General features: G+C 39.5%; 20 protein-coding genes. 2 read left to right on the top strand and 18 right to left on the bottom strand.

Annotation, left to right across the window (positions count from 1 at the left end; all coding sequences use genetic code 11):
• The first annotated feature begins 4 nt into the window (after positions 1-4).
• Positions 5-787: a hypothetical protein gene (locus JG734_RS03570; protein WP_201333660.1), complete on the top strand. Its 783-nt coding sequence runs from the start codon at positions 5-7 to the stop codon at positions 785-787.
• Here the strand turns inward: JG734_RS03570 and dusB are convergent.
• From dusB to gltB, 8 genes are read right to left on the bottom strand one after another with little or no spacing between them, the layout of a single operon-like run.
• Positions 784-1,725, bottom strand: a complete 942-nt coding sequence (dusB, locus tag JG734_RS03565; RefSeq protein ID WP_201333659.1) for a tRNA dihydrouridine synthase DusB — start codon at positions 1,723-1,725, stop codon at positions 784-786. The genes JG734_RS03570 and dusB overlap by 4 nt on opposite strands.
• Positions 1,716-2,720 (bottom strand): hypothetical protein, encoded by a 1,005-nt coding sequence (locus JG734_RS03560; RefSeq protein ID WP_201333658.1) that lies wholly within the window; start codon positions 2,718-2,720, stop codon positions 1,716-1,718. Before JG734_RS03560 ends, dusB begins: the two co-directional genes overlap by 10 nt.
• Before the next feature lie 8 nt (positions 2,721-2,728).
• The gene (locus tag JG734_RS03555) at positions 2,729-3,187 is read right to left on the bottom strand and encodes a 23S rRNA (pseudouridine(1915)-N(3))-methyltransferase RlmH (protein ID WP_201333657.1); all 459 of its coding nucleotides are present in this window, start codon (positions 3,185-3,187) and stop codon (positions 2,729-2,731) included.
• Positions 3,180-3,782: a thiamine phosphate synthase gene (locus tag JG734_RS03550; RefSeq protein ID WP_201333656.1), complete on the bottom strand. Its 603-nt coding sequence runs from the start codon at positions 3,780-3,782 to the stop codon at positions 3,180-3,182. Before JG734_RS03550 ends, JG734_RS03555 begins: the two co-directional genes overlap by 8 nt.
• Positions 3,769-4,611, bottom strand: coding sequence for an acetyl-CoA carboxylase, carboxyltransferase subunit beta (accD, locus tag JG734_RS03545; RefSeq protein ID WP_201333655.1), 843 nt, complete (start codon positions 4,609-4,611; stop codon positions 3,769-3,771). The genes JG734_RS03550 and accD overlap by 14 nt, the downstream gene beginning before the upstream one ends.
• A gap of 3 nt (positions 4,612-4,614) precedes the next feature.
• Positions 4,615-5,334, bottom strand: a complete 720-nt coding sequence (locus JG734_RS03540) for an inositol monophosphatase family protein (RefSeq protein WP_201333654.1) — start codon at positions 5,332-5,334, stop codon at positions 4,615-4,617.
• Between the two features lies 1 nt (position 5,335).
• Complete coding sequence (locus tag JG734_RS03535) at positions 5,336-6,715, bottom strand: glutamate synthase subunit beta (protein ID WP_201333653.1); 1,380 nt, start codon at positions 6,713-6,715, stop codon at positions 5,336-5,338.
• A 1-nt stretch (position 6,716) separates the two neighbouring features.
• Positions 6,717-11,141 (bottom strand): glutamate synthase large subunit, encoded by a 4,425-nt coding sequence (gene gltB / locus JG734_RS03530; protein WP_201333652.1) that lies wholly within the window; start codon positions 11,139-11,141, stop codon positions 6,717-6,719.
• 109 nt (positions 11,142-11,250) lie between these two features.
• On the opposite strand from gltB, the gene recO reads away from it, so the two are divergent.
• Positions 11,251-11,862, top strand: a complete 612-nt coding sequence (gene recO / locus JG734_RS03525; protein ID WP_201333651.1) for a recombination protein RecO — start codon at positions 11,251-11,253, stop codon at positions 11,860-11,862.
• Positions 11,863-11,866: 4 nt separating this feature from the next.
• Here the strand turns inward: recO and JG734_RS03520 are convergent, their stop codons facing one another.
• From JG734_RS03520 to pal, 10 genes are all read right to left on the bottom strand, one after another.
• Complete coding sequence (locus tag JG734_RS03520) at positions 11,867-12,553, bottom strand: hypothetical protein (protein WP_201333650.1); 687 nt, start codon at positions 12,551-12,553, stop codon at positions 11,867-11,869.
• Between the two features lie 11 nt (positions 12,554-12,564).
• Positions 12,565-12,804, bottom strand: a complete 240-nt coding sequence (locus tag JG734_RS03515) for an EscU/YscU/HrcU family type III secretion system export apparatus switch protein (RefSeq protein WP_201333649.1) — start codon at positions 12,802-12,804, stop codon at positions 12,565-12,567.
• The gene (locus JG734_RS03510) at positions 12,801-13,790 is read right to left on the bottom strand and encodes a hypothetical protein (protein ID WP_201333648.1); all 990 of its coding nucleotides are present in this window, start codon (positions 13,788-13,790) and stop codon (positions 12,801-12,803) included. Before JG734_RS03510 ends, JG734_RS03515 begins: the two co-directional genes overlap by 4 nt.
• A 22-nt stretch (positions 13,791-13,812) precedes the next feature.
• Positions 13,813-14,574, bottom strand: a complete 762-nt coding sequence (locus JG734_RS03505; protein ID WP_201333647.1) for an ATP-binding protein — start codon at positions 14,572-14,574, stop codon at positions 13,813-13,815.
• Positions 14,571-15,314, bottom strand: coding sequence for a 5'-methylthioadenosine/adenosylhomocysteine nucleosidase (locus JG734_RS03500; RefSeq protein WP_201333646.1), 744 nt, complete (start codon positions 15,312-15,314; stop codon positions 14,571-14,573). Before JG734_RS03500 ends, JG734_RS03505 begins: the two co-directional genes overlap by 4 nt.
• Before the next feature lie 37 nt (positions 15,315-15,351).
• Positions 15,352-15,918 (bottom strand): hypothetical protein, encoded by a 567-nt coding sequence (locus JG734_RS03495; protein WP_201333645.1) that lies wholly within the window; start codon positions 15,916-15,918, stop codon positions 15,352-15,354.
• Between the two features lie 128 nt (positions 15,919-16,046).
• The gene (fabD, locus tag JG734_RS03490; protein WP_201333644.1) at positions 16,047-16,979 is read right to left on the bottom strand and encodes an ACP S-malonyltransferase; all 933 of its coding nucleotides are present in this window, start codon (positions 16,977-16,979) and stop codon (positions 16,047-16,049) included.
• 73 nt (positions 16,980-17,052) lie between these two features.
• Positions 17,053-17,559 (bottom strand): peptidylprolyl isomerase, encoded by a 507-nt coding sequence (locus JG734_RS03485; protein ID WP_201333643.1) that lies wholly within the window; start codon positions 17,557-17,559, stop codon positions 17,053-17,055.
• Positions 17,560-17,626: 67 nt separating this feature from the next.
• Entirely contained in the window at positions 17,627-18,514 is an 888-nt protein-coding gene (locus JG734_RS03480; protein ID WP_201333642.1) for a tol-pal system YbgF family protein, read from the bottom strand.
• Positions 18,515-18,523: 9 nt separating this feature from the next.
• Positions 18,524-19,060 carry a peptidoglycan-associated lipoprotein Pal gene (gene pal / locus JG734_RS03475; RefSeq protein WP_201333641.1) on the bottom strand — a complete coding sequence of 179 codons (537 nt, stop codon included), beginning with the start codon at positions 19,058-19,060 and terminating at the stop codon, positions 18,524-18,526.
• Between the last annotated feature and the right edge of the window lie 2 nt (positions 19,061-19,062).

Below are 19,062 nucleotides of genomic sequence, written 5' to 3'. Positions count from 1 at the left end.
ACTATTGAAAAAGATCTGGTTGCTATTTCTAGCTATTCCGCTTCTTGCTACTATGATTTTGAACCTCAATGTCAAAGAGTCACCTCAGCGTATAGATCTTTTTATCAATTTTGATGTTCCATTTTCTGGAAAAATTGTCCAAAAGAGGGAAAAAGGTAAGATTATTCTTTTTTTGCAAGACGTCAAAATCCTCGCTCCTTGGGAAAAGAAGCTAAGCTCCTCAATTGCCTACCAAGTAGCTATTAAACCTGCAGCAAAAGGTACGTCAATTATTATTTATACAACGGCTTCTCCCAAACTCTATGCAGCAAAAAGCAAAGATGGATTTAGCCTCAAGATCTCTTTGCTCAAAAGCTTGGCCAAATCGGCTCAGACCTCTCGATCAATCGATTGGATTACTTGGCTTAAATGGATTGGTATAGCTCTTGGAACTATTATCGTGCTTCTCATTTTAGCCAAACTTCTTAGCAAACTCTCAGGCCCTAGAAAAAGCAAACGCATCATTGTACCCCATGATGAGAGTGATTTTCGTATTGTTTTTGAAAAGCCTCTTGATGAAAAGAACAAAATAGCCCTCATTTCTTTCAAAGGTATAGACTACCTCGTACTCATTGGCTCTACAAACGTGCTACTAGGCAAGTATGAAGAGGGGGCTTTGCAAAGTTATGAAGATTTTGAGAAGGCTATCGATAATCAAGATCTTGCAAAAGCAGTTGAACCAAAACCACAAGAGGAGATATTCACAACAATAGAAGAGTATAAACGCAAAGCAAGCGGTAATCTCTAAGCTGCTTTTTTGAAGAAAAACTCACTAATTAGCTCTCGCATCTTCTGTGCACTTTTTATATCATTGATAATTTGACGAAACTCTGATGCTCCAGGATAGCCTTTGGAGTATGTATGAAGATGTTTACGAAAGAGTACCACACCATACTCCCCATAGAAATTGACCATCTGTTCAAAGTGCTCTAAAATAATTTTTGCTTTAATATCTTCTGGAATATTCTCCTGGGCGTTTTTGAGCTGATAGAATATCCAGGGCCTTCCAATCGCACCACGTCCTATCATTACTCCATCACATTGCGTAGTTTCTAGAACAAATTGTGTCTTTTGATAATCCGTGATATCTCCATTGGCAATGACAGGAATTGTTACAGCAGCTTTCGCCTCAGCGATTGCATCATAGTTGACTGGGGCCTTGAAACCACCACTCCTTGTTCTGCCATGGATTGTAATAAAATCCGCTCCCGCATTCTGTGCTGCTTTTGCAATATTGACAATATCGATCTTTTCAAATCCCAAACGCACCTTCACTGACATATAGTGCTTGTTTGAGTGCTCTTTGATTGTCTCTATAATTTTTTGGAAGCGGTCAAGGTCTTTAAGGAGTGCACTGCCGGCTCCTTGCTTCACCACTTTTGGTACAGGACAGCCACAATTGAGATCGATTCCATCTATGCCTTCAATTTGATTGAGTTTTTCGACTGCCTTCATGACTACATTACTATCAGCTCCAGCAATCTGCACAAAATAGGGATCTTCCAGAGGCGCTTTTTGAAGCATCTTCATCGTCTTTTTGCTCTCATACACCAGTGCATTGGAGCTGATCATTTCACTTATGGTCAGGTCTGCACCAAACTTTTTAACAACACTGCGAAATGGCAGATCAGTATAGCCTGCAAGAGGAGCGAGAATATAGAGAGGTTTTGAAAAGTCTAGATGCAAATAAAGAGCTCCAGAGGATAGTTTTTGCCACACTCTTTGAGTTCGAGATAGGCTTTGAAGTTCTCTAGCTCCCCTTCAGGCACAGTATCTAAAAACTCGAGCGCTTTATCTATCATCTCAAGATCCAAAAGTGTATAGACATACGCTGCTTCGCTCTTCTCATCTTCATTTTTGAGTATCTCAAAAAGCTTGAGTCGTTCATCAGGTGCGAGCACATCCTTTGTTTTTTGTGCTAAGACCAGATACTCTTTGATTGTAAGCTGCATAGATGCTTGCTGTAAGATGTAAATGATATCAGTATGTGAAATCGCTTCATCTTTTTTTGCTTCAAGCATATACAAGAGAAGCGAAAAATCAAAGATCTTTGCATACTCTTTAATCTTGCTCACTTCACTAAATCCCATATATACTTGCAGCGCTTCTTTACACAGCTCCTTGGGATATTCATCACAGTTTTTAAGCACTACTCCGCTATAAGTTGGCTCCTCTTTGAGACGATTTTTGATATTTTGCACCGTGAGAGGATTTGATGGGGAGAGGGTATAGTTTGAAATATCAACATAGATTCCATTTGTTATATCTTTGACATAATCAAGAGCTCTCTTGAGTCTCTCATCTTTTGTCTCAATACGAAAATCTTGAGGAATAATATGTGAGTGATCTGTGATGTTTCCAAGGTTTTTAGCTTCAGTCGATTTATATTTATTGATTTTTGGTTCACGCAATAGCGCATTTGCAAAAGATTTGACTAAAATATCATAATCTTTCTTGTAGCGTTTTAACACCATAAAATTTATGAAAGAGTAATATGCCATATGGAAAAAAGATGCCAAAAACATAATAAACATTGGTACAACTATCCAAACTGCTACCGGTAATGTAATAGGAATTCCAAAAAGATTAAAAGTATACTTAGCATCAATTTGCGAATAGACAAATCCTCCAATTATAAGCATCAAGAGGATACTAAAGAAAATATATTTATTGAGTCGCATCTTAGCTCCTATTTATGGTATGGATGATTATGAATGAGGGATAGCCCTCGAAAAATCTGCTCCAAAAGCACAGCCTTTGCTATTTTATGGCTCATTGTGAGTCTACTAAGACTCAAACTCTTATCACACATTTTTAAAAATCTCTCCTCAAATCCATAGGCACCACCTATAAAGAAAGCGATCTTCGCACTCTCTTGGAGTATTTTACTAAATGCATAACTATCAGGCTCTTTTGCATCTGGATGCAGAGCAATATTGAGCCCATCATTCAAAATATATGGCTCTAAAGCTTTGGTATAGACCTTTTGCGCACTCTCTGCACTTTGCGCTTGATTGATCTTTTTATTATAAATATTAACTACCTTTATAGTAGCATATTTTTTCGCATTTTTGATAAGCTCTTCATAGAGTTTTTGCATATGTGGCTCATCTTTTTTGCCAATAGAGTAGACAAATATCTTATGCATATGTCAATGCTTTTATCACAAGATCACTACCTATAGCTTTATATGTCGCATGTGGAATATGATCAAAGAGTCTCACTCCTCCAATCGCTGCTACCGGGTGTCGTGAGAGTGCTGCAATGGATGTAAGGCGCTCACCCAAAGCAGCGGCAACATCCTTGGTCTGAGAGATCCTATAAGCACCAAGTCCAATATAGTCAATTTCCAAACTATTTGCTTCGACAACCTCCTGGGAATTGTGTGTAGAGAGACCTATGATCTTTTTACCGATCATTTTGCGCAGAGTCACAACTCCTAATGCTTTGCTCTCTATTCCAAAACTCTTCATCAATACTGCAAGATCCTCTTGACCAATATGGAGTCCATCGCAAAACTGCACTAGCCCTATCTCATCATTGATTATGAGAGTTTTGGGCCATAAAGAGCGAAGCTTTTGGAGATTTTGCTGTTTACGCTCAAAAGAGCCATTTTTGTCACGATACTGCAAAACTTGTGCATCAAATTTTTTGGCAATGACTACAAACTCTTCGAGACTCAAAGAGTAGCGCTGCAACATATCATAATCGCATAGCGCATAGATTTTATCACCTTTGAGCATGCAGCAATCTTAAAAGATCCGCAATTGTCTGCTTCATGCTTGGACGCTCTACTATCATATCAATGAGTCCATGTTCGAGCAAAAACTCACTTCTTTGAAACCCTTCAGGCAGATCTGCGCCAATGGTTTGCTTGATGACACGCTGGCCTGCAAATCCTATCAGTGCACCGGGTTCGGCCATAATAATATCACCAATCATCGCAAAAGAGGCACTCACTCCACCCATCGTAGGATCAGTTAGGACAGAAATATATGGAAGCTTATGATCAGCGAGCTTTGCAAGTGCTGCACAAGTTTTGCTCATCTGCATGAGGCTAAAAGTACTCTCTTGCATTCTCGCACCCCCACTTGCGCTCACAATCACGAGGGGTTGACGTTTGTCGATTGCTCTTTGTACAGCTCTGACAATCTTCTCACCTTCTACTGAGCCCAAACTTCCACCCATAAATGCAAAATCAAAGACAACAATTTGGGTTGGGACTCCATCTATTTGACACTCTCCACTGATTGCGGAGCTGGCTCTTCCTGTCTTTTTCTTCCCTTCCTCTACACGCTTTTTATAGCTCTTTTTATCCACAAACTTCAATGGATCAACTGGTTCTAAATTGGCATCATACTCTACAAATGTTCCCTTATCGCATAAGATATTGATACGTTCCTGTGCTCCAATACGAAAATGGTAGCCACATTTTGGGCAGACATTGTATCTATTTTGCACCTCTTTATAATACATCAAAGCGTTACACTTAGGACATTTCACCCAGTGGCTCGGCTGCTCTGCTGTACTTGGTTGCGAACGTCTGATTTTAAATAGATCACTGAGTCCCACACTTTATCCTTTACCGACAATTTCTAATAGTTTCGCAAAAACCTCTCGCTCTTTTGCCACTATTATTGTCGTATCATCGTTATATATAAAGAGATCTTCACACTGATGAAGACCAGCTTCAACATCATATGCTCTTATTTTACCAATAAAAATTACAAATTTCACATAGTGCGCATATGCCAAAGAGAGGGCAACTGCACCAGGACTGCGAAATTTATAGCTATTTTGTTTAAGTTTTTTTACTATTTTAGGATTGGCATAGGCCTTCTCAAAAAGACCAATTTTTGCAAAGTAATTGGTACGGATATCTTTGAGGTTATCGTGCAAGAGGGAGCCTTTTTTGAAAAAATCCTCCCATTTGACATAAAAATCCCCATTAGCATAGTTGACTATGAAAGAAAAGAGCGTTTTGCCATCTCTTTGCATAGCAACAGAAGATCCGTAATAGGGAAATGAGGAGAGGAGATTGTCACTCCCATCAATAGGATCAATGATGAGAAGATCTTTGCCCTCTCCCACTTCACCAGCCTCTTCAGAGATAATCTTGCCATATTTTTGGAGTCTATCTATAAATATCTGCTCAGCAAAGAGGTCAATTTTGGAGGAGAGATCTCCTCCCACTCCTTGTCCCATATACTCATAGAAGCTATCATGCATATCAAATTTGATTGTTTTGTAGATCTGCTGTGCACACTCTTTTATGTCGTAAAATAGCTCTTGCATCTTATCCCAAGAGTTTTCGGCGGATTGCTTTTGCAGCCTCACGTCCATCATATGCAGCTGTAACTACCAAGTGTGCTCCTCTATAACAATCTCCCCCTGCAAAGACACCAGGTTTTGTAGTCTCATAGTTGCTATCTATTTTGATTGCTCCCCACTCATTTGTCTCAATTCCATGCTTTGCAAGGAACTCTAACGGAGTATTTTCAAATCCAAGAGCAAAAATTACCACATCTGCATCAAGTGTAAATTCACTGTTTTTGACAATCTCAAGCTTTCTGCTGCCATCTTTTGTCGTTGTAGAGATTGTTTTGACAAACTCTACACCTCTTACTCTTCCCTCATCATCAGTGAGAATTTGCGTAGGAGCTACGTTGTAGATAAACTCTGCACCCTCTTCTTGTGCATTTTTTACCTCTTTACGGCTTCCTGGCATGCTTGCTGCATCACGTCTGTATGCACAGATTGCCTTCGCAGCTCCTTCACGAATACTTGTACGCACACAGTCCATCGCAGTATCACCACCACCGATGACGATTACACGCTTATCTTTTACCTCTTTATCTTTATCATAGCTATCGCCAAAGACTTTACGTTGCACATTTGTCAAGAAATCCATCGCCATAAACGCACCTTTTGCATTTTCTCCAGGAATGCCAGCTCGTCGTGGTTTTGTTGCTCCAATGCCGATAAATATTGCATCAAAATTTTCCAATAGCTCTTCAAACTCTATATTTTTGCCAACTTCAATACCTAGATTGAGTTTCATACCAGCCTCCATGAGCCAGTCTATACGGCGCTGGATAACCTTCTTATCTAGTTTAAAGTTTGGGATACCATATGTCAAAAGACCACCTGCTCTATCAGCTCTCTCATAGACATGCGGTTCAATTCCCTCGCGCAAAAGATATGTCGCACAACTTAGTCCTGCCGGTCCACTTCCAATAATAGCTACCTTTTTTCCTGTCTTTTTAGAGCAAAATTCTGGACGAAGCCCTTTTTTGAATCCCTCTTCACTAATAAATGTCTCTATCGCACCAATAGTAATAGCACCATACCCTTCATTGAGGGTACATGCTCCTTCACAAAGTCTATCTTGTGGACACACTCTCCCCATAATTTCAGGAAAAGGGGAAGACTCGTTACTGATTTTAAAAGCTAATTCAAGATCCTTTTCTGCAACAGTTTTGAGCCAGTGAGGGATGAAGTTGTGCAGCGGACATGAGTTGTGACAATACGGATCACCACACTGCACACACCTGTCTGCCTGTACAGAGGCCTCATTGGGATTGTAAATCTCATAAATTTCACGAAAATCTTTTATTCGCTCATTGACTGCACGCTTTTTAGGCTCTATTCGTTCATTGAATATAAAGTTTTGCATCTTATTCCCCTTCCTCTAAGTTCAAAGGAACTTTACGCAGTTCTTTAGGGCGTACCATCCAGAAATTCCTTATTTCCATTCTAAAGTTATCTAAAATATCTTTAGCTTTTTGGCTGCCTGTTTCATCGTAGAAAGTTCGCAAGAGTCGTTTAAGGTAGTGGCGTGCTTCATCAAAATCATCGATATCAATGCGTCTAGCCTCTATGAGCTCTTGGTTAATCTTTTCGATGAATGTGTGATCCTCATCATATACAAATGACAAACCACCAGTCATACCCGCTCCAAAGTTGATACCTGTTTTGCCTAGAATTACCACAATACCGCCAGTCATATATTCACAAGCATGATCTCCGGTACCTTCTACAACTGCCAAAGCGCCAGAATTTCGCACTGCAAAGCGTTCTCCCACTTCTCCAGCTACAAAGAGTGTACCACCTGTAGCACCATAGAGACATGTATTACCTGCTAAGCTAAATCGCTCATGCTGCAATTTTGAAGTAATGACAATCTTACCACCATTCATACCTTTGCCCACATAGTCATTTGCTGCACCTACAAGATTGATCGTTACGCCATTGATGAGGAATGCTCCAAGACTCTGCCCTGCAACTCCTGCAAGATTGATCGTAATTGCACCATCTTTGAGCCCAGCATCGCCGTAATATTTAGCGATCTCACCACTGATGCGAGCACCAAAGCTTCTATTGATATTGCTAATCTTCTTATTTACAATCACATTTTGCTGAGGATTTTCGATAGCTGGAAACACCTCTTTGAGTACCTCTTTTTCAAATTCATTGTTATCAAAAGGCTCATTTGATGGAATTTGGCAAGTATCGACGCCATCAAGTCTGCGCAGCACTGAACTAAAGTCAAACTTCTTTGCCAGTTCATTCTCTACTACTCTCAACAGATCTACGCGACCTATAATATCTTCAAGTCTTGTATATCCTAGCTCAGCCAAGATCTTACGCACATCCTCAGCTACTAGTGTGAAATAGTTGATAAGTCTATCGACTGTTCCCACATAATGCTCGCGCAAAAACTCATTTTGTGTTGCAATTCCTACTGTACATCTGTTGAGGTGGCAGACTCTTAGAATCTTACATCCAATAATTGTGAGCACCCCTGTACCAAATGCATAGCTCTCTGCGCCCATAATTGCAGCTTTGACTACATCGAGACCTGTTTTGAGACCACCGTCAGTTTGCAACTCTACAAACTCTCTGAGGTGGTTTGCTTTGAGTGCATTATGTGCTTCAGTAAGTCCAAGTTCCCAAGGGTTACCAGCAAATTTGATAGATGTAAGAGGCGCAGCACCTGTTCCCCCATCACCACCGCTGATGATAATCTTATCAGCATAGGCTTTTGCCACACCTGTAGCAATGGTTCCAACACCTGCAGTGGAAACAAGCTTTACAGCGACCCTTGCATCAGGGTTGACTTGTTTAAGGTCAAAGATAAGCTGTGCAAGATCTTCAATAGAGTAGATATCGTGGTGTGGCGGAGGAGAGATGAGAGTAACTCCCGGCATAGTATGGCGCAGTTTTGCAATAAGTGCAGTCACTTTGTGACCTGGAAGCTGTCCACCTTCACCTGGTTTTGCACCTTGAGCGATCTTGATCTGAATCTCTTCAGCACTTCTTAGATATGCAGGAGTTACACCAAAACGTCCGCTTGCTACTTGTTTGATTTTTGAATTTTTAATAGTACCAAAGCGTTTTTCATCTTCGCCACCCTCACCAGAGTTGCTCTTCGCACCGATTGTATTCATTGCTTCAGCGATACACTCATGAGCTTCAGGGCTAATTGAACCAAGACTCATAGCCGCACTATCAAAGCGCTTAAAGATATTTTCAACAGGCTCTACTTGATCGATACTGACAGGTTTGCGATCACTGTGAAATTCAAGAAAATCTCTAATGAAGCGATACCCTCTATCATGGATCATCTTTTTGAGCTGTTCATAATCGTTTGGATTCCCAGTGATGGAGACTTCATGAATTTTATTCACAACATTTGGGTTAAAGTCGTGATACTCGCTTCCATCGATATATTTATAATAACCACCAACTTTGAGAGGGAAAATATGGCGCTCTATATCGATCTCGAAAGCATCTTTGTGGTAGCGTTCAAGTCTTTGCTCGATATCTTCATATGTAAGACCTGGTAAAAGTCCTACACTTCCATGGAAGCACTCATTAACAATCTCTTCACTCAGGCCCAATACATCAAAAAGTGCTGAGTTTCTGTATGAGGCGATTGTAGAGATGCCCATTTTGGACATAATCTTCAAGAATCCACCATTGAGAGCATTAAAGACATTTTTAAATCTGTTTTTGAGCTCAAACTGTGTGAGATTTTGTTTTTTGAGTCTCTCATACACGGTAGCAAAAAGCAGATATGGATAGACCGCACTCGCTCCATATGCGATCATAACAGCAGCAGAATGAGAATCTTGTACTTCAGCAGTTGCTGCAACTATTGAAACAAGGTGGCGCACTTTTGCATCAAGGAGCTTCTTATTCAGGCGCCCTATAACCATCGCCATAGGTATAGTCTTTTTGTGAGGGCTGAGTTCTCTGTCATCCAGAACGATAATGCGCACACCATCCTCTTTGACACTCCTTACAATCTCGTCAGTGAGCTTTTCTAGCGAACCCTTGAGGTCTTTTTCAAAAGATGTAGAGAAAATTCTATTTTTGTAACACTCTTGGTAGCGAGGATGTTTGGGATCTCCATAAGAGAGGAGTACATCCATCTTCTCTTTAATCAATATCGGAGAGACAGCTTTGAGTCTGATAGCGTGGCTTGGATCCTCATCTAAGATATTGTGAATTTCACCAAAACCGGTATTGAGACTCATGACAATCTTTTCGCGGATTGGATCTATTGGGGGGTTGGTAACTTGGGCAAATTTTTGCTTGAAAAAGTCAGTGAAATTACGCTGTTTGTCACTAAAAGCAGCCATAGGAGTATCATCACCCATACTTCCTACTGCCTCTTTACCCTCTTTGATCATTGGCTCTATCACTTGCTCGATGAGCTCATGGGTGTAGTTGTAGTAACGCTGCTTATGAACAATATCATCTATCTGATACTCGTTGAGATTGCTAAATGGTGCATCAATATGCTCTTGGAGATAGACCATATGCTCATTGAGCCACTCGCTATATGGGTTGGAGTTTTTGAGGTAATCATTGATATCTTCATTTTTAAGAATGATTCCATATTTGAGATCGAGTGCGATCATCTCACCACTTTGCAAGCGACCACGCTCTACGATATTCTCTTCTGGCACTCCAAGAATCCCATACTCACTAGCAATTATGAGTCGCTTATCTTTTGTGATGATATATTTAGCAGGGCGCAATCCGTTTCTATCAAGCACGCAGCCGATATATCTCCCATCAGTCAAACTTACCGCAGCTGGTCCATCCCACGCTTCAAAACATGTACTTGTATACTCGTAATATGCGCGAAGCTCTGCATCCATATGTGGAGCATTTTGCCATGGTGCAGGGATAAGAGCACGGGCTGCTTTGAAAAACTCTACACCATTAACAATCAAAAATTCAAAGAAGTTATCAAGACTCTTACTATCACTCGCCTCAGGCTCAAGGGGTGGAAGGATGCGCTCAAGCTCTTCATCGCTAAATACTTCACTCTTGATCGATTCACATTTTGCATAGACATTATAGCGGTTGGCAGTGACAGAGTTGATCTCACCGTTGTGGGCAATCATACGAAATGGTTGAGCTAGTTTCCACTTTGGCAATGTATTTGTAGAGAAGCGCTGGTGAAAGAGTGCAAAACTTGCCTCAAAATCCTCATCTTGGAGATCCGGATAGAACATTTTAATATATGTTGGCATCACCAAGCCTTTGTAGGCTATGGTTTTACTAGAAAATGATGGGATGTAAAAATCCTCATCACTCTCCAATGCCTTCTCAATTTCACGTCTTGTCAGATATAAAAGAGCATCAAATCTCTTTGTGGCTATGAGAGAGTTGGGTGTTACAAAAATCTGCACAATATTTGGCAGCGTCTGCTTCGCTAGCTCTCCCAAAGCTTCTGTATTGATAGGAACAGGACGGATATGGAGGACTTTGAGATCGTTTTTGATACAGTACTCTTTGATCACTTCAAGATTTTTCTCATCTTTATAAAAAACCATCGCAACTGCATAGAGGTCTGGAAGCACAAACCCATCTTGCTCAGCAACCTTTTTGAAAAATTTGTGAGGCATAGAAAACAAAAGTCCACTACCATCACCACTTTTCCCATCTGCAGCAATTGCACCTCTGTGCATCATGCGTTCAAGTGAAGTAATAGCATCTTCTACATTCTGGTGAGAGGGCTTGTTTTCTATACTCGCGAGGAGTCCAAACCCACAGTTGTCTTTGTAGCTTGTCAATAGATCCATATATCCACCCTTTCTTTGAGGCTATTTAAACCAATTTTAATACTTCTTTTAGTATAAGTAAAGTATTTTATCGACTTTTTTGTTAAAAACTACTTACAAAGAGCCTCTTATGCAGGGTTTCATAATAAATGTAACAAAAGTAAAAAATGAAGACCTCATCGTCAATGTGCTCACATCTTCACACCACTACACTCTCTATCGCTTCTATGGAGCAAGGCACAGCACCATAAATCTAGGTTATAAAATCGATTTTGAGATAGAGTATCAAATAGGCTATTTACCAAAACTGCGCCATATCACCCATCTTGGTTTTCCATGGCTCAAAAATATCTACAAGCATATGGTATGGCAACAGTTTATTCGTCTTTTGTACCAACATCTAAGAGAACTTGAGAGTGTCGATAGTTTCTATTTTACTCTTTGTGATCGCATATGTAAAAAACTTGAACGCCAAGAACCAAAAAGAGCAATCATAGAGGAGTATTGTAAACTTTTGGCACATGAGGGACGACTGCACAAAGATTTTGTCTGCTTTGTATGTGAAAAAAAAGTTAATAATCCAGCTCTTGCGAGATCTTTTTTACCAGCTCATCCAAGCTGTATCGCACAAGAACCTTTTAATAAAGAGAGAATTCACTATCTCTTTGAGCATTTTGATACGCAATTTCTAAGTGATAAGGAGATCGAAGTTTTGTGGAGTATTCTCCTAGAGGGGATATAGCCCTCTAGTTCTCTTCAAAATCATCTACAATAAAGTCGGTGCCAGCGAGCACTCTTCCGCCAAAATCAACCTTTTGCAACACATTAATATCTTCGATAGGATCTTTTTTGACAACATAAAGCTGTCCATAAATTTGCGTTGGATGGAAGATAAACTCCTCTACTTCTACTTTTGTACCTTTATAAGTAATATTTGTAGGAAGAATCGTATCGCAAATGATATCGAGATAACCCTCACGTAAAAGATCATATTGATCAAAGAGAATTGAGCAGTCAACATAATCGATGCTCAAAGCTTGTGCATCTATGATCTCCTCTTCACTCTCAAGATCCCAAACTCCATCACCTTCAAAACTACGAATATAGTAGACTTCGCCCTCATTGGCATCTTGGATCTCTTGTAAAAGATCTATAATATTTGCATTTTTGAGAGTGATCTCATCGGGATAGAGTGTTTTATCCCCCACTTTGATGCTACACTCTTCAGGATCAACTCCTTGAAGCTCTAAAGGTGGCTCAATTGCATCAGCTTCTCCACTTTCAACAAACTCATTAACAAGCTCAAAGAGCTCTTTGACATCTTCAGCAGATTCTAAATCGAACTCATCGATCTCAACACCTTCCATCTCCAATCGTGAAACATTGTAGAGTTTGATAACTTTTGCAGCACCTTTGATACTTATATCTGCCATCTCGTGGCTCCTTAATTTTTTTTCATATTGTATAGAAAATCGAGGACTTTGACAACATGATCTACAAGCACTTCAGGTACATCATCATAGAGCTCAACTTCATAAAGTTCATCGGCAAGTTTTTTATCTTCATAGATAGGAATACCTTCCTCTTTTGCAGTCTCAATAATTTTCAATGCAATATATCCCTCACCTTTGCCAACAACTCTTATATCTTCTACAAATTTCTTGATTGCGACAGCTTTTTTCATGCTTCTCTCTTTGCCATTTGGCTAGCTTTTAAAAAGTTCTCAATATTTTCACCCATATACTCATAGAGTTCGACTCTTAGGTAGATATTTTGTCCGGCATATGCACTTTTGAGATAATCCAAATTTGCAGCTACGTGCTCTTTAAATCTCCCATCCTCTATCGCCATGTAGATTTTGAGATAGCGTTTTTGCAAGATAAAAGTAGTGCTAATATGCTTGATGTCACTAAAGTAGAGCAGCACTTTGCAAATCCATGCATTTGCCACGCGCTTGATTGTAAGAGTACTCTCCTCCAAATTCTCCCAAGCTAGAGGAAGAGTGAGAATATATGCATTGGAAAGCATCCCCAAAAGATAGTAGTTTTGATACATTGCAAGGAGTTCTTGCACAAGTTTCGCACTAGGTCTATCTTGCGTATCCACTAAATCTTTGAGATCACGCAGAAGTTTTTGAAAATTGAGCAGATCGGTAATCTTTTCTCTTGTATTCTGGATATGGGGAGGAATATAGATAATCTGTGCAATTTTTTTATGTAGATTTGGATCAATTCTTTTGACTTTGTCTAAAATTGTGTTAATTTGCTGCAAATGCGACGATATATTTTCATAGTATGTACTATCAAAACGCAGCTTCTTTATCTGCTGCTTGAGCTTCTCATCAAAATTGATAAGTGTTGCAATACTCATAGGATCGAGCTTTTGCAAAAAACTTAGATCGCTATATTTTGGATAGGTAGCAACAATTTTGAGTTGCACTCTATTTTTGCTCAACTCACTTACTTGCAAGAGGAGGGTTTGATTGAGTGAGAGCTTGAGCCTGCTTTGTACAGTAACTTTTGCGCCTCCTAGCAAAAGTGTATAGCTTCCATCCTGATTTTGTGAGAGCACTTTAGCTCTTATAGTTTGATCAGGTTTGAGAGCAGTAGGAGGTGTAGGGGAGATAGTGATATATTGTTGTGTATTCTCAATTGGCTTTATAGTAAACATTGTAAAATTATCGGCAAAAGGGCTAAACCTTTAAGCGACTCTTGTCAAAGAAAGTGTCATCATGGATATGGCGAAAGGAGGCGCGAATGTATTTGACTACATCTTTGAAACGCGATTCTAAGTCTTTGACAAACTCCTTCATATTCTCTCTCACATATGGCTCTTTAATATCAAAACGCATAGCTGGACACGCTTCATCTCCAATAGCCAAAAAGCCATTGCGTTTGACAAAACCAGCTGTTTGAGACTCTCTTATCTCAATAAGTGGACGAATAACATAGAGCCCTTTTTTTGTTTTGTAAATAGGAGGCATAGAACGCATCGTGCCGTTATAGAACATATTCATAAAAAAGCTCTCAATCGCATCATCTAAATGGTGACCAAGAGCTACTTTATTAAAGCCATGCTCAAGTGCATAGGTATAGAGCGCCCCTCGTCGCATACGAGAAAAGAAGCTGCAATATGAGGAGTTTTGCCGAATTTTTTCTTGCGCGATATCAAAAATATTTGTCTCATATACTTCATACTCAATTCCATACTCTTCACAGTGACGCTGTAAAAACTCATAATTCTCCCCCATCCCATAGCTAATTGTCACAGCTTTAAAACGAAAATCGTAAGGAGCTACACGCTGAATATGCTTGAGGGCATGGATAAGCGTGAGGGAGTCTTTTCCACCGCTTAGTCCTACTAAGACATTATCACCCTCTTGTAAGAGTTCAAACTCTACATTCGTCCGAGCTACTTGCTTGATAAGTTTTTTGGAAAGCTCTGCTCGCTTCATGCTACGATCTTATCTAAAAGTGCAATAATAAAATCTGCGCTAATTTTGGAAGAACTTTTCAAAAAGGCATCAAAATCAAAACTTGCATCCATATCAGCTGCATCACTAATAGAGCGCAAAATAAAAAATGGAATATCATACGCATCACATACCACTGCAACAGCAGCACCTTCCATCTCGATTGCATCTGCTTGGAAAGTTTCTCGGATCCACTCTTTCTTCTTTGGATCAGCAATAAATTGATCTCCTGTAGCAATTGTTCCCTCTTTGAGCTCTATTCCTCGCTCTTTTGCCACCTCTTGTGCCAAATGGCGTAGTGTTACATCACTCTCAATATAGACTTTTCCCTCAGGTACATATCCATAAGGATGACCAAAAGCAGTAATATCGAGATCGTGCTGGCATAGCCTCTTTGCAGCTATCAAGTCACCAATATGGAGATCCTCATTTATTGCACCCGCTACACCACTAAAAAGAAGCCTTTGGACTTTAAAATGCTCAATGAGAACAGAAGCGGTAAGAGAAGCAAAGACTTTACCAATTTTACTGTAGGCTATGAAAATCTCATGCCCTTTATATTTTGCTTCAAAGTAACGGTTTCCAGCAATTGTGTGGAGTTTAATATGTTGCATCTTAGCAATTATTTGTGAGAGTTCACTCTCTGGAGCTAAAGTAGGATCGAGCTTAGTTAAAATTGGCTCGATCTCCTCCACCATAGCTCCCATGATACCAATTCTCATGCAATCTCCTCCAAATTTTTAGGAGATTGTAGCAAAGTTATTTCTTTTTATCAAAATGGTAAATAGAGTGCTTTTGCGCTTGTTCTCCATCTTTGTACACAATATAGGATGATTTGAGATGTTTATTATTATTTGATAGCTCTAAAATAATTCTATGTACATGTGACTCATCGCTATCACACACCTCACTACGCTCCTCATCACAATCAAATACAAGCTTTTGCTTTGTGCTCTCTTTTGTATTGAATATAAAACTTGGTTGATTTTGTTTTGCGCAGTAGTGCGTCGCACGCAACTCTTTGCACTGATGAAAATCATCACAATGATACATCGTTACCATCCAACGCACAGTATTGGGCAAAAGCTCCTCTTTAATTGCAGATCCTCTTCCTATTACTACATACTCTACACCAGTCTTATCAGTTCCAAGCATTCTTTTGACTGCAGGGTGATTATGAGCTCCTGTTGTACCTATCTGTTTTGATGCAGGAGAGAGTGTCCAAATTCCAGGTAATACCTTTTTCATATAATCAAAAGCCTCTTTTGGCTGCATTTGAGCAAAAGCTACAACAGAAACTAAAGCAACTCCTAAAATTTTTCGCATTTGTGCCCCCTTTATATTTGTTTTACAAATATCTTACCTATTTTTCTTTATAGAAATTTTTTATAAATAATTTAGTTTAGTTTATTACATTCATAAATTATTTTGAAAGGGGGCAAATTGCGTATTTACTACTTTTTAATAGCTTCAAGCGCTTCTTCAAGACTCTTCATACTATTTACACTCATTGTAGGTTTTTTCGTAATACGCCTATTAAGACCTTTTAAGACACTTCCCTCTCCAAATTCAATAAAAATATCAGTATCATTTTCAATATTTTGAATCGATTGCTTATAGCGTACAGGCTCTACTAGTTGCCTTGATAGAAGTTCAATTGCACCATTTTTTGTATTATATGGCGCTGCTGTTACATTAGATATTACAGGAGCAGCAAAACTATCTTGTAAAAATTGCTGCAGATATTCTTGTAGCGGCTTGCGAGCAGGCTCCATAAGAGGACAGTGGCTAGCTACACTCATATTAAGCAGCAACGCTCTTTTAGCACCAGCTTCTTTAAAAACTCCCTCGAGACTGATAAGATCTGCTTTTAATCCAGCAACAACAATCTGTCCATCACTATTATAGTTTGCTGGCCAAACCTTTTTGCCCTCATCTCTTGCTTTTGCACAAATCTGCTCCACCTCTTCATCACTCAATCCCATCACTACCATCATACCACCATCTGCATCTTTTGCTGCTTCGCTCATAAATTTTCCACGATAGTGCACAAGCTCTATAGCATCAATACTATCTAGTGCTCCCACACTTGCAACCGCTCCAAATTCACCGAGGGAGTGCCCAAGTGCAAATTGAGGCGTTATATTTATTTGCGATTGTAATAGTTTTAATGCTGTAAGACTTACAAGCATAATAGCTGGTTGTGTATATGCAGTTTCATTAATACGTTCATTTTCTTCAAAGAGAAGTTTAGTAAAATCGATTTTGAGACGATCACTTGCAGCTTCAAAAAGCTCTTTTGCTAGTGAAGAGTTTTCATAAAAATCTCTTCCCATCCCGATTTTTTGACTTCCTTGACCAGGAAAAAGAAAAGTTATATGAGGCATAATAACTCCTGTTTTTTAGGAGCTATTGTAACAAAGAAGATATTAAAAGGAGGTAAGCCCCAAAGGGCTTAGATTAGTGACTACAGCCGCAGCTGCCACTACCGCAGTGCTCTTCTTCTTGCACTTGTCCAGTCATTACCTCTTCTGGTGTAGCTTCTCTAACCTCTTTAATATTGATACTAAAAAGAAGATCTTTTCCTGCTAGAGGATGGTTAAAGTCAATTGTAACGTTGTTATCATCAAAAGATTTTACAGTTACTTGTACAGTTTCTCCATTCTCTCCCTGTCCATAGAGAGTCATTCCCTCTTGCAGATCGATTCCTTGGAACTGCTCTCTTGGAAGAGTTTGCACTGCACTCTCATCTTTTTGACCATAGGCTTCGTCAGCTTTTACAAGTACATCTGCACTTTCACCAGGATTCATCTCTTTGATCTTCTTTTCAAGACCTGGAATAATCTGGTTTTTACCAGTAATAAATTTGAGTGGTTTTTGCCCAACATTGCTATCAAGTACTTCGCCACTTTGCGCATCTTTTACAGTATATTCAATACCTACTACTTTGTTATCTTCAATCGCCATCTGTTCATACCTTTTATTGAAATTTGCATTTCGATTGTAGCACAATAAGCTGTGCTTTTTTTTAATTTTATTTCATATATTTCTTAGCTAAAGTTGCTGCTTTGCTCTTAGGATAGAGGCGCACAAGATTTTTATAAAACTTTTGTGCCTCATCTTTTTTACCAAGTTTTTCAAGTGAAATAGCTGTATGCAAAAGGAGTGTTGGCATATAGGAAGAGTTCGCATAGAGCGATGCACTCTTTTTATACTTTTGCACAGCACAAGCATAATCTTTTGTATAGTAGCAGCTTTCACCTGTATAGAAATTACTTGTAGCCGGCTTATATTTGGCCGCTGCAGCTAGCTCAAAGAGCTCTTTTGCTTTTTTGTACTGATGCTTTTTGTATGCCTGGCGTGCTTTGACATACGCCTCTTTGCCAGAGAGTTTGAGTGATGTTTTTTTGCTGCTTTTGCTAGAACTTGCAGAATGTGGAGCACCTTTTCCGATGATCTTATAGATTTTGGCTAGCTCTTTGTTGAGTTCACTCTTACTCACATATGTAGCATCTATATGATCAACCATTTTTGTGAGTTTACGGAGAATTGATTTGAGTTTTGCAAACTCTTTTTTTTGATAGTCTATAGTAGCGTTGAGTTCGCTTTGGAGCTCTTCCAAAAAGGCTGAAGAGTTTTGCTGCTCAACCGATCCACTCTTGCGGATCTTATTGAGATTCTCATCAATCCCCTCAACTAAACTTTCTATTCCAGCAACTCTTTCTTGCAAAGAGTTGACACTACTTTGGAGTGAATAGAGCTGCTGCTGGAGTAACTGGATATCTTTTTTGTTTTTATAGATCGCTTTTTCTGTAGGAGTCAAGCCGTAGGGGTTTTGGCTATTAAGATCTCCCGCTTCAAACACTGAGGGCTCAGCTGCAAAGAGTGCAGCTGCAGCAAAAAAAAAGATAAGTTTTTTCAAAGAGTATCCTTATGGAATGAGTTCAAACTCAACGCGTCTATTTTTCGCCCAACACTCTTTTGTATGCTCTGTGCAGACTGGATTGCTCTCTCCATAGCTAATGATAGTCATACGATCTGCTGCTACACCTCTTGCTGCAAGTGCCTCTTTGACACTCTTTGCACGTTTAAGGCCAAGAGCGTAATTATACTCATCTGTTCCCCACTCGTCACAGTTACCCTCTACTTTTATCTTGAACTCTTTTGCATCATCTTGATTGAAGAGGTTTGCATCATACTCTACTCGAGGTTGTTGATCTGGTCGAATATTGTATTTATCAAAATCGAAATAGATCTTTTGTGCTTTTGCTTCAATCTCTTTCATTTTTTGTAGTTTGAGTTCTTCGCTGCTTTGCTCTTGATTAACTGGCTGAATACCAGCACCCTCATTGACCTGAGTTGTTTGCTCACTCTGTTGTGGCTGAGGATTTTCTACCTCTACACTCTTTTGAGAACAGCCTGTGAATATGAGAGCTGCTAGTGCAGCTGAGATAATATACTTTTTCATTG

Source organism: Nitratiruptor sp. YY09-18 (assembly GCF_016593235.1).
Lineage (GTDB): Bacteria > Campylobacterota > Campylobacteria > Campylobacterales > Nitratiruptoraceae > Nitratiruptor.
This window is presented reverse-complemented; position numbering and strand designations above follow the sequence as displayed.

Coding starts and splice junctions, on each gene's coding strand:
- JG734_RS03560 (WP_201333658.1), bottom strand. CDS start 2,720: ATGCGACTCAATAAATATATTTTCTTTAGTATCCTCTTGATGCTTATA.
- JG734_RS03555 (WP_201333657.1), bottom strand. CDS start 3,187: ATGCATAAGATATTTGTCTACTCTATTGGCAAAAAAGATGAGCCACAT.
- JG734_RS03550 (WP_201333656.1), bottom strand. CDS start 3,782: ATGCTCAAAGGTGATAAAATCTATGCGCTATGCGATTATGATATGTTG.
- JG734_RS03540 (WP_201333654.1), bottom strand. CDS start 5,334: ATGCAAGAGCTATTTTACGACATAAAAGAGTGTGCACAGCAGATCTAC.
- JG734_RS03535 (WP_201333653.1), bottom strand. CDS start 6,715: ATGCAAAACTTTATATTCAATGAACGAATAGAGCCTAAAAAGCGTGCA.
- gltB (WP_201333652.1), bottom strand. CDS start 11,141: ATGGATCTATTGACAAGCTACAAAGACAACTGTGGGTTTGGACTCCTC.
- recO (WP_201333651.1), top strand. CDS start 11,251: ATGCAGGGTTTCATAATAAATGTAACAAAAGTAAAAAATGAAGACCTC.
- JG734_RS03520 (WP_201333650.1), bottom strand. CDS start 12,553: ATGGCAGATATAAGTATCAAAGGTGCTGCAAAAGTTATCAAACTCTAC.
- JG734_RS03515 (WP_201333649.1), bottom strand. CDS start 12,804: ATGAAAAAAGCTGTCGCAATCAAGAAATTTGTAGAAGATATAAGAGTT.
- JG734_RS03510 (WP_201333648.1), bottom strand. CDS start 13,790: ATGTTTACTATAAAGCCAATTGAGAATACACAACAATATATCACTATC.
- JG734_RS03505 (WP_201333647.1), bottom strand. CDS start 14,574: ATGAAGCGAGCAGAGCTTTCCAAAAAACTTATCAAGCAAGTAGCTCGG.
- JG734_RS03500 (WP_201333646.1), bottom strand. CDS start 15,314: ATGAGAATTGGTATCATGGGAGCTATGGTGGAGGAGATCGAGCCAATT.
- JG734_RS03495 (WP_201333645.1), bottom strand. CDS start 15,918: ATGCGAAAAATTTTAGGAGTTGCTTTAGTTTCTGTTGTAGCTTTTGCT.
- fabD (WP_201333644.1), bottom strand. CDS start 16,979: ATGCCTCATATAACTTTTCTTTTTCCTGGTCAAGGAAGTCAAAAAATC.
- JG734_RS03485 (WP_201333643.1), bottom strand. CDS start 17,559: ATGGCGATTGAAGATAACAAAGTAGTAGGTATTGAATATACTGTAAAA.
- pal (WP_201333641.1), bottom strand. CDS start 19,060: ATGAAAAAGTATATTATCTCAGCTGCACTAGCAGCTCTCATATTCACA.